The organism is Pseudarthrobacter sp. TAF60_1, assembly GCF_052113505.1.
In the GTDB taxonomy this organism is placed as follows: domain Bacteria; phylum Actinomycetota; class Actinomycetes; order Actinomycetales; family Micrococcaceae; genus Arthrobacter.
Genome location: NZ_JBFRDI010000008.1, coordinates 106,842 through 120,059, shown reverse-complemented (window position 1 = coordinate 120,059; position 13,218 = coordinate 106,842). Strand labels below are relative to the sequence as shown.

At 64.9% G+C, this 13,218-nt stretch carries 13 protein-coding genes; 6 read left to right on the top strand and 7 right to left on the bottom strand.

Translation table 11 applies throughout. The features are described 5' to 3' along the window. The first annotated feature begins 202 nt into the window (after positions 1–202). The 5 genes from AB4Y73_RS11330 to AB4Y73_RS11310 are packed head-to-tail and all read left to right on the top strand — an operon-like array spanning position 203 to position 5,586. Positions 203–565 (top strand): hypothetical protein, encoded by a 363-nt coding sequence (locus tag AB4Y73_RS11330; protein ID WP_441871564.1) that lies wholly within the window; start codon positions 203–205, stop codon positions 563–565. Then, positions 541–2,550, top strand: coding sequence for an acetate--CoA ligase (gene acs / locus AB4Y73_RS11325; RefSeq protein ID WP_441871562.1), 2,010 nt, complete (start codon positions 541–543; stop codon positions 2,548–2,550). Before AB4Y73_RS11330 ends, acs begins: the two co-directional genes overlap by 25 nt. After that, complete coding sequence (sfnG, locus tag AB4Y73_RS11320; RefSeq protein ID WP_441871560.1) at positions 2,547–3,734, top strand: dimethylsulfone monooxygenase SfnG; 1,188 nt, start codon at positions 2,547–2,549, stop codon at positions 3,732–3,734. Before acs ends, sfnG begins: the two co-directional genes overlap by 4 nt. Continuing rightward, positions 3,734–5,095 carry an O-acetylhomoserine aminocarboxypropyltransferase/cysteine synthase family protein gene (locus AB4Y73_RS11315; protein ID WP_441871558.1) on the top strand — a complete coding sequence of 454 codons (1,362 nt, stop codon included), beginning with the start codon at positions 3,734–3,736 and terminating at the stop codon, positions 5,093–5,095. The genes sfnG and AB4Y73_RS11315 overlap by 1 nt, the downstream gene beginning before the upstream one ends. Continuing rightward, positions 5,092–5,586 (top strand): CoA-binding protein, encoded by a 495-nt coding sequence (locus AB4Y73_RS11310; RefSeq protein WP_441871556.1) that lies wholly within the window; start codon positions 5,092–5,094, stop codon positions 5,584–5,586. The genes AB4Y73_RS11315 and AB4Y73_RS11310 overlap by 4 nt, the downstream gene beginning before the upstream one ends. Positions 5,587–5,623: 37 nt before the next feature. Here AB4Y73_RS11310 and AB4Y73_RS11305 read toward each other — a convergent pair whose 3' ends face one another. The 5 genes from AB4Y73_RS11305 to AB4Y73_RS11285 all read right to left on the bottom strand — a co-directional run bounded on the left by AB4Y73_RS11305 (position 5,624) and on the right by AB4Y73_RS11285 (position 10,534). Beyond that, positions 5,624–6,526 carry a hypothetical protein gene (locus AB4Y73_RS11305; RefSeq protein ID WP_441871555.1) on the bottom strand — a complete coding sequence of 301 codons (903 nt, stop codon included), beginning with the start codon at positions 6,524–6,526 and terminating at the stop codon, positions 5,624–5,626. After that, on the bottom strand, positions 6,523–7,074 hold the full coding sequence (locus tag AB4Y73_RS11300) for an RNA polymerase sigma factor (RefSeq protein WP_441871553.1): 552 nt from the start codon (positions 7,072–7,074) through the stop codon (positions 6,523–6,525). Before AB4Y73_RS11300 ends, AB4Y73_RS11305 begins: the two co-directional genes overlap by 4 nt. A gap of 249 nt (positions 7,075–7,323) precedes the next feature. Continuing rightward, positions 7,324–7,686 carry a YegP family protein gene (locus tag AB4Y73_RS11295; protein ID WP_441871551.1) on the bottom strand — a complete coding sequence of 121 codons (363 nt, stop codon included), beginning with the start codon at positions 7,684–7,686 and terminating at the stop codon, positions 7,324–7,326. 341 nt (positions 7,687–8,027) lie between these two features. After that, complete coding sequence (locus tag AB4Y73_RS11290) at positions 8,028–9,317, bottom strand: adenylosuccinate synthase (RefSeq protein WP_441871550.1); 1,290 nt, start codon at positions 9,315–9,317, stop codon at positions 8,028–8,030. Between the two features lie 245 nt (positions 9,318–9,562). Then, a complete protein-coding gene (locus tag AB4Y73_RS11285) occupies positions 9,563–10,534 on the bottom strand; it encodes a M14 family zinc carboxypeptidase (RefSeq protein ID WP_441871548.1) in 972 nt (323 codons plus the stop codon). Between the two features lie 398 nt (positions 10,535–10,932). Between AB4Y73_RS11285 and AB4Y73_RS11280 the strand changes: the two genes are divergently transcribed. Then, positions 10,933–11,568: a uracil-DNA glycosylase gene (locus tag AB4Y73_RS11280; protein ID WP_441871547.1), complete on the top strand. Its 636-nt coding sequence runs from the start codon at positions 10,933–10,935 to the stop codon at positions 11,566–11,568. A gap of 145 nt (positions 11,569–11,713) precedes the next feature. Here the strand turns inward: AB4Y73_RS11280 and AB4Y73_RS11275 are convergent, their stop codons facing one another. Together AB4Y73_RS11275 and fbaA are read right to left on the bottom strand one after the other, a co-directional pair. Continuing rightward, complete coding sequence (locus AB4Y73_RS11275) at positions 11,714–12,136, bottom strand: DUF3151 domain-containing protein (protein WP_441871545.1); 423 nt, start codon at positions 12,134–12,136, stop codon at positions 11,714–11,716. Between the two features lie 2 nt (positions 12,137–12,138). Further along, complete coding sequence (gene fbaA / locus AB4Y73_RS11270; protein WP_441871543.1) at positions 12,139–13,158, bottom strand: class II fructose-bisphosphate aldolase; 1,020 nt, start codon at positions 13,156–13,158, stop codon at positions 12,139–12,141. Positions 13,159–13,218 lie beyond the last annotated feature (60 nt).

The following is a 13,218-nucleotide window of genomic DNA, read 5'->3' as shown; positions in this document are numbered from 1 at the left end:
ATTCAGATCAGGTCTAGTAGGTAGTGACCATCCCGAGCGGCCGAGAGACCTGGATCGATGAAGCCGCAGCAACCCTGGTCAGCGGGCGCCCCCACGGCACGCGCTGATAGCAAGGAAAAAGCCTTGGGTACGCGGAACTGACCACTCCGCTAAGAGGCTGAACTCCGTAGGGTGCTACTGCCAGGACCGATGGAGTGATCCCATGCCAGCAGTCCTGATTTCCGAGTGTGCCGCCGAGCCGAGCGGCGCCTCCCCCACCCATGGCCTTCCCTCCCGACGACTCGCCAGTGAAGAAGGCTGTTCCGTGAGCCGCCAGAGGTTCCTGATGGGCCATCCGGAACCCCTTCCTGCTGGCATCAGTGTTGCGGATGAGTGCGCTGCAGCCGCTCCCGCAACAACGGCAGACGCTGCCCAGACGGGTGCCGCTCCGGCACCCGCTCCGGCAACGGGATGGTCTCCCGCCGGAGTCCTTTCCAGGAACTGGGCGCGTCTGCCCCTTGGCATGATCATCCCGGACGCCCTCCTGGGCCTGAAACAGAAATGGGCGGTAAAACGATGGGCCTGAGCACCGTAGACGCGGTTGAAGCCGCACAAGCCAAGCACCCCGCCACCGAGGCCGAGCGCATCGCCTTCTGGGAGGACGCTGCCCGGCGGCTCGAATGGGCCCAGCCGTGGCACACAGCCCACACATTCGAAAAGGCGGTGCGCCTCAGCGGCCCGGACGTCCCTGCCGACGAAGCGGAATACTCCGTTCCGCATATCGAATGGTTCGCCGGCGGCCGCCTGAACGTGGCCTACAACTGCGTGGACCGCCATGTGGAGGCCGGCCGCGGCGACAAAGTGGCCCTCTACTTCGAGGGCGAGCCGGGCGACCGCCGCGCCATCACCTACGCCGAACTCCAGCGTGAAGTCGCCAAGGCCGCCAACGCACTCCTCGCTCTGGGCATCACCAAGGGCGACCGGGTGGTCATCTACCTCCCGGTCATCCCCGAAACCATCATCATCACCCTCGCCGTGGCACGGATCGGCGCCATCCACTCCCTGGTATTCGGCGGCTTCTCCGCTGAAGCGCTGAAGTTCCGCGTCGAGGACACCCGGGCCAAGCTGCTGGTCACCACGGACGGCCAGTTCCGCCGCGGCGTCGCAGTGCCCGTCAAGGACAACGCCGACGCGGCGGTTGCCGGGGACAACGCCATCGAGCACGTCCTGGTGGTCAACCGCACCACCCCGGCGGACCAGCTCGCTGCCGTTTCCATGACGGAAGGCCGCGACGTCTGGTGGCATGACGCCGTCGGAACTGCCCCGGACGTCCACGAGCCGGAGGCGTTCGACGCCGAAACCCCCCTGTTCATCATGTACACCTCCGGAACCACGGGTAAGCCCAAGGGCCTGGTCCACACCTCCGGCGGCTACCTCACTCAGGCGTCCTGGAGCTACGAGCACCTGTTCAGCAGCCCTGATCCCGCCCTCCGGGACCAGGATGTGCACTGGTGCACGGCGGACCTTGCCTGGGTCACCGCGCACACCTACGAGATTTATGGACCGCTCTCCAACGGCGTCACCCAGGTGATTTTCGAGGGCACTCCGAACACCCCGCACCCGGGCCGGCACTTCGAAATCATCGAACGCTACGGCGTGACGCAGTACTACACCGCGCCCACCCTGGTCCGCTCCCTCATGGGCTGGTTCCCGGACGGCGTGCCGGATACCTACGACCTGTCTTCCATCCGCCTGCTCGGCACCGTGGGCGAGGCCGTCAACCCCGAGGCGTGGCGCTGGCTGCGGCAGAACGTGGGCGCCGGCACTGCCCCCGTGGTGGACACGTGGTGGCAGTCCGAGACCGGGGCCACCATCCTCTCCCCCGCCCCCACAGACACCGACTTCAAGCCCGGGTGCGCGGCCCGCCCGCTGCCCGGGGTCAGTACCAGGATCGTGGACGACGCCGGCAATACAGTTCCGCCGGGCGTCCAGGGATTCATTGTGGTTGACGCCTTCGGGCCGTCGATCGCGCGGACCGTCTGGGGCAACCCCCAGCGCTACCTCGACTCCTACTGGCGGCAGTACGCCGAACAGGGCTGGTTCCTTGCCGGCGACGGCGCCAAGTACGACGCCGACGGCGACATCTGGATCCTGGGACGGGTGGACGACACCCTCAACGTGTCAGGCCACCTGCTGTCCACCATCGAGATCGAGTCCGCACTGGTATCCCACCCGGACGTGGTGGAGGCCGGAGTGTGTCCGGTGGCTGACGCCAAGACCGGGCACGCAATTGTCGCGTTTGTTGTACTAAAACGCGGCGTGCCCAGGGAAGTCGCCACCGAACTCCGTAACCACGTTGCCAAGGCGATCGGCCCGATCGCCAAGCCGCGCGACGTCGTCGTCGTTCCCGATGTGCCCAAAACCCGCAGCGGCAAGATCATGCGCCGGCTGCTGACCCAGCTCTTTGAGGGGACCGCCCTGGGCGACACCACCTCACTCCAGAACGAACCGGCGATAGCCGGAATCCAGGACGTCCTGCGCGAGCGGACCCTAGCAAAGGAAAATTCATGAATGACATCAGCAACGTTGCCCGTCTTTCCGAGCCGCTGAAATTCGCCTACTGGGTGCCGAACGTTTCCGGCGGCCTGGTGGTCTCCACCATCGAACAGCGGACCGGCTGGGACTTCAACTACAACAAGAAGCTCGCGCAGATCGCCGAGAACTCCGGCTTCGAGTACGCCCTGACGCAGACCCGCTACGCCGCCTCCTACGGTGCGGACAAGCAGCACGAGGCCACCTCCTTCAGCCTTGCCCTTCTGGCAGCTACGGAGCGGCTCAAAGTCATCTCCGCCGTCCACCCGGGCATGTGGCACCCCGGCGTGCTGGCCAAGTACATCATCACCGCGGACCACATCTCCAACGGCCGGGCCGCCGTCAACATCGTCTCGGGCTGGCTCAAGAGCGAATTCACCAACTTCGGCCTGGAATGGCTGGAGCACGACGAACGCTACGTCCGCACCGAGGAGTTCATCCGAGTCCTGCGCGGCCTCTGGACTGAGCAGGAGTACAGCCAGTCCGGGAAGTACTACAACATCACCGACTTCACCCTGAACCCGGCCCCGGTGGATGTTCCCGGCCGCGCCCACCCGGAGATCTTCTTCGGCGGAAATTCGACGGCGGCCCAGGCCACGGCGGGCCGGGTGGCCGACTGGTACTTCTCCAACGGCAAGGACCTGGAAGGCTTCAAGGAGAACATCGCGGGCGTCGTGGCCGCTGCCGGCGAAACCCGCCGCGGCACTGAAGGCACCCTCCCCGCACCCCGCTTCGGCCTGAACGGCTTCGTCATTGCCCGCGATTCCGAGAAAGAAGCCCGCGACACGCTCCGCGAGATCGTGGAGAAGGCACACAAGCCTGCAGTCCAGGGCTTCCGCGACGCCGTGCAGGAAGCCGGCGCGTCCACCAAGGACGGCAAGGGCATGTGGGCCGATTCGAGCTTCGAGGACCTGGTCCAGTACAACGACGGATTCAAGACCCAGCTGATCGGCACCCCGGAGCAGATCGCCGAGCGGATCGTCGAATACAAGAAGATCGGCGTCAACCTCTTCCTCACCGGTTACCTGCACTTCCAGGAGGAAGTGGCGGCATTTGGCCGGGACATCCTGCCGATCGTCCGCGAACTCGAAGCCGATCTGGCCCGCAGGAACGGCACGGAACTGGAACTCTCCGGTGCTGCTACTGAAAAGGTGGCTGTCTAATGTCTGACCGCAAATTCGGCTTCCGCACCCGCGCACTTCACGCCGGCGGCACGCCCGACGCCGAGCACGGCGCCCGCGCCGTCCCCATCTACCAGACCACGTCCTTCGTGTTCAAGGACACCCAGGACGCCGCCAACCTGTTCGCACTGCAGAAGTACGGCAACATCTACTCCCGGATCGGCAACCCCACCGTGGCCGCGTTCGAAGAGCGGATCGCCTCGCTCGAGGGCGGCATCGGCGCGGTGGCCACGTCCTCCGGCATGGCCGCGGAGTTCATCACGTTCGCCGCGCTGACGCAGTCGGGTGACCACATCGTGGCCGCGTCCCAGCTGTATGGCGGCACCGTCACCCAGCTGGATGTGACGCTTCGCCGCTTCGGCGTGGACACAACGTTCGTCCCCGGCACCGACCCCGCCGACTACGCCGCCGCCGTCCGGGAGAACACCAAGGCGATCTTCGTCGAGGTGGTGGCCAACCCGTCGTCGGAAGTCCAGGACCTTGAGGGGCTGGCCAGGATAGCGAACGACGCCGGCATCCCCCTTGTGGTCGACGCCACCTTGAGCACGCCCTACCTTGTCCGGCCCATCGAACACGGCGCCGACATCGTGATCCACTCGGCCACCAAGTTCCTCGGCGGCCACGGCACTACCTTGGGCGGCGTGATCGTCGAAAGCGGCCGGTTCAACTGGGGCAACGGCAAGTTCCCCACCATGACCGAGCCCGTGGCCTCCTACGGCAACGTTTCCTGGTGGGGCAACTTCGGCGAATACGGCTTCCTGACCAAGCTCCGCTGCGAGCAGCTGCGCGACATCGGCCCGGCACTGTCCCCGCAGTCCGCGTTCCAGCTGCTGCAGGGCGTGGAAACCCTGCCGCAGCGGCTGGACGAGCACCTGAAGAACGCGCAGGCCGTGGCCGAATGGCTTGAGGCCGATCCCCGCGTGGCGTACGTGAACTTCTCCGGACTGCCCTCGCACCCGCACTTTGAGCGGGCGAAGAAGTACCTGCCCAAGGGCCCGGGTTCTGTCTTCTCCTTCGGCGTGAAGGGCGGCCGTTCGGCCGGGCAGAAGTTCATCGAATCCCTGCAGCTGGCTTCGCATCTTGCCAACGTGGGCGACTCGCGCACTCTGGTGATCCACCCGGGCTCCACCACCCACCAGCAACTGAGCCCGGAGCAGCTCGAGTCCGCCGGAGTTCCCGAGGACCTGGTCCGGATTTCCGTGGGCCTGGAGGACATTGACGATATCCTCTGGGACCTGGACCAGGCCCTCACCGAGGCCTCAGCGGCCGTGGCTTCGGCTGACACAGCCACTGAAGACTTCACTCTCGAAGCCGATTCCTGCACGATCGGAGCACGCGCATGAGCAACGAAACCCGAACCTGGGAAGGCCCGTCCGCACCGGAGCGCCTGAACCTGCTGCGTGCAGCCAAGTCGATTGCGATCGTAGGCGCCTCGGACAAGCCGTCACGCGCCAGCTACTTTGTGGCTACGTACCTGCAGTCTTCCACGCGGTACAAGGTCTACTTTGTGAATCCCGTGGTCAAGGAGATCCTGGGTGAGCCGACGTATGCCTCGCTTGCCGATCTTCCCGAAAGACCGGACATCGTGGACGTCTTCCGCAAGCACGACGATCTCCCCGGCGTCTTGGAAGAGGCCATCGCTGCCGGGGCCAAGACCCTCTGGCTGCAGCTGGGTTCCTGGCATGAAGCCGTGGCCGCAGATGCCGAGGCCGCCGGGCTCAACGTGGTGATGGACCGCTGCGTGAAGATTGAGCACGCCCGGTTCCATGGCGGCCTGCACCTGGCCGGCTTCGACACCGGAGTGATCTCCTCCCGCCGGCAGCTTCTGTCCTGACAGGAGGTGCCCTTGGATCTTTCCGGGGCGCTACTGATTAGCGGTTGAACTTTTTCAGCCAGATGGAACCGGGGCCGGCACCGCTGGCCCCGGTTTTTTCTTTCGCTGACGGGTCGATGATGGCTGAGGCCACATTCCCGACGCCGGCGGGTGCTTCGGTCACTAGCTTCCCGGCTCCTTCGAGCACGTCGGCAGGGGCGCTCCCTGAATCCAGTTCGGGAGCTTTCTTGGCGGCCTTGTCATTCGCCGTTCCGGCACCGGTGGTGCCTGACGCGTTCCGGGACTCGCCCCTGTCGGCCGCTGTGTTGCCTGCCGCAGAATGACCAGCGCCTGAGTTGCCTGCACCCTGGTTCGCCGCATCATGCTTGTTGCTCCGCTCAGCAGGGCCCCGTGCCGCGTTTCCCGGCATTTCAGATTGAGACGCCGCCGATCCCTCACTGGCAGAGCCGCGCCCGGCATGTTCGGCATCCGTGGGTTCCGGCTCTGTGTCTCCCGGCTCGGCAGGCGCCGACGCGTCACCGGGACCAGGCCACAACGCAGGCGCCCCGGGCAGGCCGCCTGCGGCACCGCTGGCGGTAGGAGCCCCGGCGATGGTCCAGGCAGGAGCCCAGTCCTGCAGCATGTTCTGGATGGAAGAGCTGGCATGCACTTTCGGCGCGGAGGCGGTGGCGGCCACACCTGTGACACCCAGCCCCATCCCGGCGATGACGGCAAGGCCCACCGCTGCTGTCCGTTGCCTGCGGCGCAGCCGGTGGCGGGCCAGCGGGGTGATCTGCGCTGAGAGGAGGGCTGCCAGTTCAGGGCGGGGTTCGGGGACCGGCAGGGACGACGCGAAGGCGCCGAGCGAGAGCAAGGCGGAGCGAAGCTCCGGGTCGGTTTCGCCGGCGTCGAGCAGCATTTCGTCCACGGTGCTCAGCAGGGCGCTGGTGTTGACGGTCATGGCGTCACGTACTCCTTCACTGCGGCCTGCTCGCGCAGCCGGATCAGCGCACGGCGCTGTAGTTGTTTGACTGCGCCGTTGCTTTTTCCCATAACCTCTGCGGACTGCTCCAGGGTCAGGCCGGCGATCAGGCGGAGGGTCAGGACCTCGCGCTGCTCGTCCGGCAGGACGCTGAGGAGGTCCTGCACTTCCTGGGGGGAGATGCGCTCCATGGCTTCAGTTTCGGCTGATGACTCCTCGCGCCCGTCCAACTCGGCTTCGAACGGAAGCTCAATGGGGGCGCGCCGACGGCGCCGGTGGTCGTCCACCATCCGGGCGTGGGCCACCGAGAAGACGAAGGTCCGCAGGCCCGTCACGCCACCGGTGACTGTTTCCAGCCGCGGCAGGACGGCGAGGAACACTTCCTGCATGACAGCCTCCGGATCTTCTACCCCGCGGGCTGTGAGGTAGCCCAGGACCTGTGCTGCGTAGGTTCGGTACACAATGCTGAAAAGCTCCGGTTCCCGGGCGCGCGCACGCAAAGCATCATCTGTCAGCGCATCGATCACGGACGTAGGGCCTTCGTTGGGGGGACGGTGTCCCCGCTAACTTTACCCTCCGGTAACCACGCGGCCCCGGAGCAATGCGTGCACCTGCGAGGAACAAAAGAGCCAGTCTGAAACCTGATGGGGGACAAGTTTCAGACCGGCGCTTCATAGGGGTAATCGTTCCGGGCCTGCCCAGGGTTACGCGCTGTCACAAAAAACTTGGAAACTTTTCGAATTGCTGAGTGTTCGGCGCGCAGAGCTGTGGACGTTTTAGACGGCACCCGTCCAGCGAGCCCCGGAAACCCGGCCCCGCACTGCGTTGAAGTGGGCGAAGGCGCGGACCCGGCTGACCGGGACAAGCTGCTCGCCGCAGGCCGGCTCAGAAGCAGCAGGAGCCACGGCGGGCTGCACTACCACCGGGGCGGGTCCAGGCGTGCGCTGGTCCCGCGACCGGGCAGACAGGTCGGTGACGAGCCCCGTGCCTGCGCACTCCCGGACGGCAGCAATGCCGGCGGCCACGGCGGACCGGTCCCGGAAACCACCGGACACCGCCATCACCGCGCCGTCCGGTGCCTTGAGCCGGAACCGAAACTGTGAATCAGCATCGAGAAAAACTTCAAACATGCCGGCCATAACAAAATCCTTCCGGTTCGGCCGGTCGCTTCCGGCGTCGTCATTGCCACTTGCTAGCCCGTACATGGACCTGCGCCGGCATCGCTGCCGTGAGGTTGAACGGGCTGGTGATCAGTTCACCTCGGTATTAAAAGTCTGCTGGCCGCGGCTGCACCCCTACAAGACCGGCACCGTTAACCCTGTGTAAATTGCATCCATCCTCAGCGCCCAGGCCGCGTCCTCCCCGCACAACGACGGCGGCGGACCACCCCCTCAGGGTGACCCGCCGCCGTCGAACGTCCCCACCCGCTCCCTAACCTCGCAAGCTCGGCCAGGGAACCCAGCGGGCGTGGGCCCACATGTCAGTCGTTGATGAGGTCGTGGACCACGATGGTCTGGTCCCGGTCCGGGCCAACGCCGATGGCCGAGAAGCGGGTGCCGGAGAGCTTCTCGAGTGCCAGCACGTAGTTGCGGGCGTTCTCCGGGAGGTCCTCCAGGGTGCGGGCGCCGGTGATGTCCTCGGTCCAGCCGTCGAAGTACTCGAAGATGGGCACGGCGTGGTGAAACTCGGTCTGCGTCATGGGCATTTCGTCGTGCCGGACGCCGTCAACGTCGTAGGCGACGCAGACCGGGATCTGTTCAATCCCGGTGAGGACGTCCAGCTTGGTGACGAAGTAGTCCGTGAAGCCGTTGACGCGGGAAGCGTGGCGGGCCAGGACGGCGTCGTACCAGCCGCAGCGGCGCGGCCGCCCGGTGTTCACGCCGAACTCGCCGCCGGTCTTCTGCAGGTACATCCCCATCTCGTCGAAGAGTTCCGTGGGGAACGGGCCTGCGCCGACACGGGTGGTGTAGGCCTTGATGATGCCGATGGAGCGCGAGATGCGGGTGGGCCCGATGCCCGAGCCAACGGACGCGCCGCCTGCGGTCGGGTTGGAGGAGGTAACAAAGGGGTAGGTGCCGTGGTCCACATCCAGGAACGTCGCCTGGCCGCCTTCCATCAGAACCACCTTGCCCTCATCGAGGGCGTTGTTCAGGACCAGGGTGCTGTCGATCATGAGGGGACGCAGGCGCTCAGCGAAGGAGAGGAAGTAGCTGACGATCTCCTCCACCACAACGCTGCGGCGGTTGTAGACCTTGACCAGGAGTTCGTTCTTCTGGCGCAGGGAGCCTTCCACCTTCTGGCGGAGGATGGACTCGTCGAAGACGTCCTGGACTCGGATGCCCAGGCGGGCCACCTTGTCCATGTAGGCCGGGCCGATGCCACGGCCGGTGGTGCCGATGGCGCGGCTGCCGAGGAAGCGCTCGGTGACCTTGTCCAGCACCTGGTGGTAGGGCGCAACCAGATGAGCGTTGGCGGAAACGCGGAGGTTGGACGTGTCCGCACCGCGGGCCTCCAGGCCGTCGATTTCCTGGAACAGTGCTTCGAGGTTCACCACGCAGCCGTTGCCGATGATCGGAACCGCGTTGGGGCTCAGGATGCCGGCCGGAAGGAGCTTGAGCTCATACTTCTCACCGCCTACGACGACGGTGTGCCCGGCGTTGTTCCCGCCGTTCGGCTTGACGACGTAATCAACACGGCCGCCGAGAAGATCGGTGGCTTTGCCTTTTCCTTCGTCGCCCCACTGGGCTCCTACGATCACGATTGCTGGCATGGGATCCTCCCCCATTCGTTCGGGCCGCACAGTTTGTCCACCGAAGTGGCAGATCCGGCACGGCACCGTTCATGAGAATGCCCCGAAGGCAACCACCCGGCTGGGCCGCGACGGCGGCCAGCCACGCAAGAGTTCCGGGGCTCTTACCACCCAAGTTTAGCCGATCACAGAATTTGTCCACTCGAGAGGCCGCCCGCGGCCCTTCGTGCATAGCAAAGGACCACGGGCGAACTGTACCCGGGGTGCTACTCGCTGTCCGCTTCCTCGCCTGGACGGGAGGTCTGGGTGGCCAGGCTGTCCCAGAAGGAAGTGTCGGCGTCGGCAATCGACCCGTCCGCGATGGCCGCCGCCGTGGCAGTCAGCGTAGTCACCGTCTGCTTGATCAGGTAACCGTTGCTGCGAAGCCCGAGCGCGTAGCCGTCCAGATAGTGGTCCGACATCCCCCGCATTTCAAAGAGCAACGTGGCGATCCCGTACTCCACTGCAATGCCGTTGCGGCTGATGGTCTCGGCACTGCCGCCCACGTACTTCCCCAAGTGGCCCCAGCCTGTGGAGTCAACGTTGCCGAAGACCACGGCGCCCAACTGCTTGGACTTTGCCACGACAGCCGGATCGGCGTTGGGGGTCGTGGGGTAAAGGATGGACCCGGATACGAGCTTCCCGTCGCGTTCGCTTCGCGCGCCCTGATGGTGGAGGTCAATCATGTAGTCGATCTTGTACTTGCTCATGACGTTGTTGTGCAGAGCCTGCGTTTCGGGCTGCACCTTGGCCACATGGTCCCGGTTCAGGTCCACCTCCTCGGCGTTGTACCGCGTCATGTTGCGGTCGCCTTTGGCCAGGTAGTCATCCAGCGGAAAGTTGACGTCTCCCATGGCACCGTCTGCGTTGAGCATGGGAACAATCAGGATGTTCACTCCCTTGAGGATGTCCCCCGACTTTCCGGTACCGAGATGCTTGACAAATTGCAGGGCGCCCTCGGTGGTGAGCTGCTCATTGCCGTGTTGCTGGGTCAGATAAAGAATGGTGGGCTTGGCCGGGTCCGACAGGTATTTCACCAAGTGAATATCCCGTCCCTTGACAGTCTGGCCAATCACTTCGAGTTCCATGGCGGGCTGCCGGGCGTCCTGATCCTTCAGGAAGGAGACCATCTCGGCATAGGTCGAGAGCTTGGACGTGGTGATCTGACCATTGCCGTCATAATTGGGCCCTTCGCCCACGGCGTTTGCCAGCGGAGCCGGGGCGGCCAGGGCCGCGAGCGTCAGGGCTCACGAAACTGCCAGTGTCCTCATGGTTGCCAGGGTTTTCATCACAGTGCGTTACCTCTTTCGAGTGCATTAGGGTGCGCCGGCCGCGACATTATCGTTGCGGACCGGGACAGCAGCCAACCAAGCTATACGAGATAAGTCAACGACCTTGACAACCCTGGCTAGATTCCTCCCCGTCGTATCAAAACGTCGCCGGCCCGGCGTTTCGTTTCGCTGGGCTTGGTAGACTGATAGAGATCGACTAGGAATCGGTCCACACCACATTTCAAACCATCCCGGATTTGCCGCGCCCTACCGCGCCCATTTCCGGGCTGGCGCAGCACCGAGCCCCGCAGGAGACATTGCACTATATGACAGCCCTGGCCCCCGAATCTTTCCGTGAACAGCTCCTGAGCCGCCGTTACGAGCCCAACGTTGCCGGCGTCAACGAGCTGTGCGATTCCCTGCAGAGCGTCAAGCCCCACACCGAAGTTCCCTACGTCGACCCCATGCACGACGTTGACGAATGCCGCATCATCAGCCTTTACTCCAACATCGGTGAGGCCGACCCCTCCGGATTCATCACCGCCGGCGACGACGACGCCGCCACCCGCATGCTCGGCATCCAGTGGAAGCTGGGCCTTCGTCCGGAGTTCGTGATGCCGTGGAACGTCCACCCATGGCATACGCCCGGCGAGGTCAACGGCAAGTTCACCCCGGACCAGATCTCCGCAGGCCTCAAGCCGCTGCTCAAGTTCCTGGCTCTGGTCCCCCGCGCCTCCGTGATCGTGGCACACGGCACCGAAGCCAACCGCCTGGCCAACCTGCTGCTGAAGACCGAGGTGCCCATGATCTGGCGCCGCGGGCTGAAGACCTACAAGGTCCGCTCCCTCAGCGGCCGAGCGTTCGCCGGAACCCCCGCCCGCCAGGAGCAGTACCTCGAGGAAATGCGCGTCGCCTACGCCGACGCCATGGCCCGCACCGGTCTGGTCAAGGCTGCTAGCTGACCTAAAACGGTACGACGGCGGGCGGTTACCTTTCAGAAGAAAAGGTGACCGCCCGCCGTCGTAATTTAACAAACAACGCGGGGTCACATCCTGCCCAAAAACGGTGGTTTATCGGGCGGGAAGTGACCTCGCGTTGCTCTTCGCCTTACTTCGCTTCGATGGCTGCCTTCGCGGCCGGGTCCGAGTCGTTCAGGAACTTCTCGATGCGTTCCGGCTCTTCAGCTTCGCCGATGGCGGCGGAAGCCCGGCCCAGCGAGTAAAGCGCCCGCAGGAACCCGCGGTTGGGTTCGTGCTCCCAAGGGATGGGGCCTACGCCGCGCCAGCCGTTGCGGCGCAGAGAGTCCAGGCCACGGTGGTAGCCAACGCGGGAGTATGCGTAGGAGTCGATGGTGCGGCCCTCGGCCCACGCCTCCTCCGCCAGGACAGCCCACAACAGCGACGACGTGGGGTGCTTCTCCACCAGGTCCAGGGCTTCCTGGCCGGCTTCCAGCTGCTGGTAGACGTCGGTCTCGGCAGGCAGGAGCGTAGGCTCCGGGCCCATCAGGTTCTTGCGGAACTCGTCGGACATATTTAGAACGTCTTTCCGGCGGAACCGAGCTGCTTGGTTGCCTCGACGACGCGGGCGGACAGGCCGGCTTCGGCGGAGGCACCCCAGACACGCGGATCGTAGAGCTTCTTGTTGCCCACCTCGCCGTCGACCTTCAGCACACCGTCGTAGTTGCGGAACATGTGATCCACCACCGGACGCGTGTAGGCGTACTGGGTGTCGGTGTCGATATTCATCTTGATCACACCATAGGAGACAGCGTCAGCGATCTCCTGGTCGGAGGAACCCGAACCGCCGTGGAACACGAGGTCGAAGGGGCTGTCCTTGCCCAGCTTCGCTCCCACCTGGGCCTGGATGTCCTTAAGGATCTCCGGACGCAGCTTCACCCCGCCCGGCTTGTACACACCGTGCACGTTGCCGAAGGTCAGGGCCGTGATGTAGCGGCCGTTCTCGCCGGCGCCGAGGGCCTCGATGGTGGCCAGGGCGTCCTCGACCGTGGTGTACAGCTTGTCGTTGATGGCGTTCTCCACGCCGTCTTCCTCGCCGCCCACAATGCCGATTTCAACTTCGAGGATCATCTTCGCCGCAGCCGTACGCTCCAGCAGCTCACGCGCGGTACTCAGGTTCTCATTGAGCGGCTCGTGCGAACCGTCCCACATGTGCGAGTTGAAGATCGGGTTGCGGCCGGCCTTGACCTCGGCCTCCGAAGCTGCCAGCAGCGGCAGGACAAAGCCGTCCAGCTTGTCCTTCGGGCAGTGGTCCGTGTGCAGGGCGATGTTGACGTTGTAGTTCTGGGCAACTTCACGGGCGAACGCGGCGAAACCAAGCGAACCGGCCACCATGTCCTTGGTAGCAGCACCGGACCAGTAGGCGGCACCGCCGGTGGACACCTGAACAATGCCGTCGGACTCAGCCTCGGCGAAGCCGCGCAGTGCGGCGTTCAGCGTCTGCGAGGAGGTGACATTGACGGCCGGGAATGCATAGCCGCCGGCCTTCGCGCGGTCGATCATCTCGGAGTAGATCTCTGGGGTTGCAATGGGCATGCTGACTCCTATGCTGAATTTTCGTCTATGGGTTGTGACCCTGGAGTAGACCTCTTACGG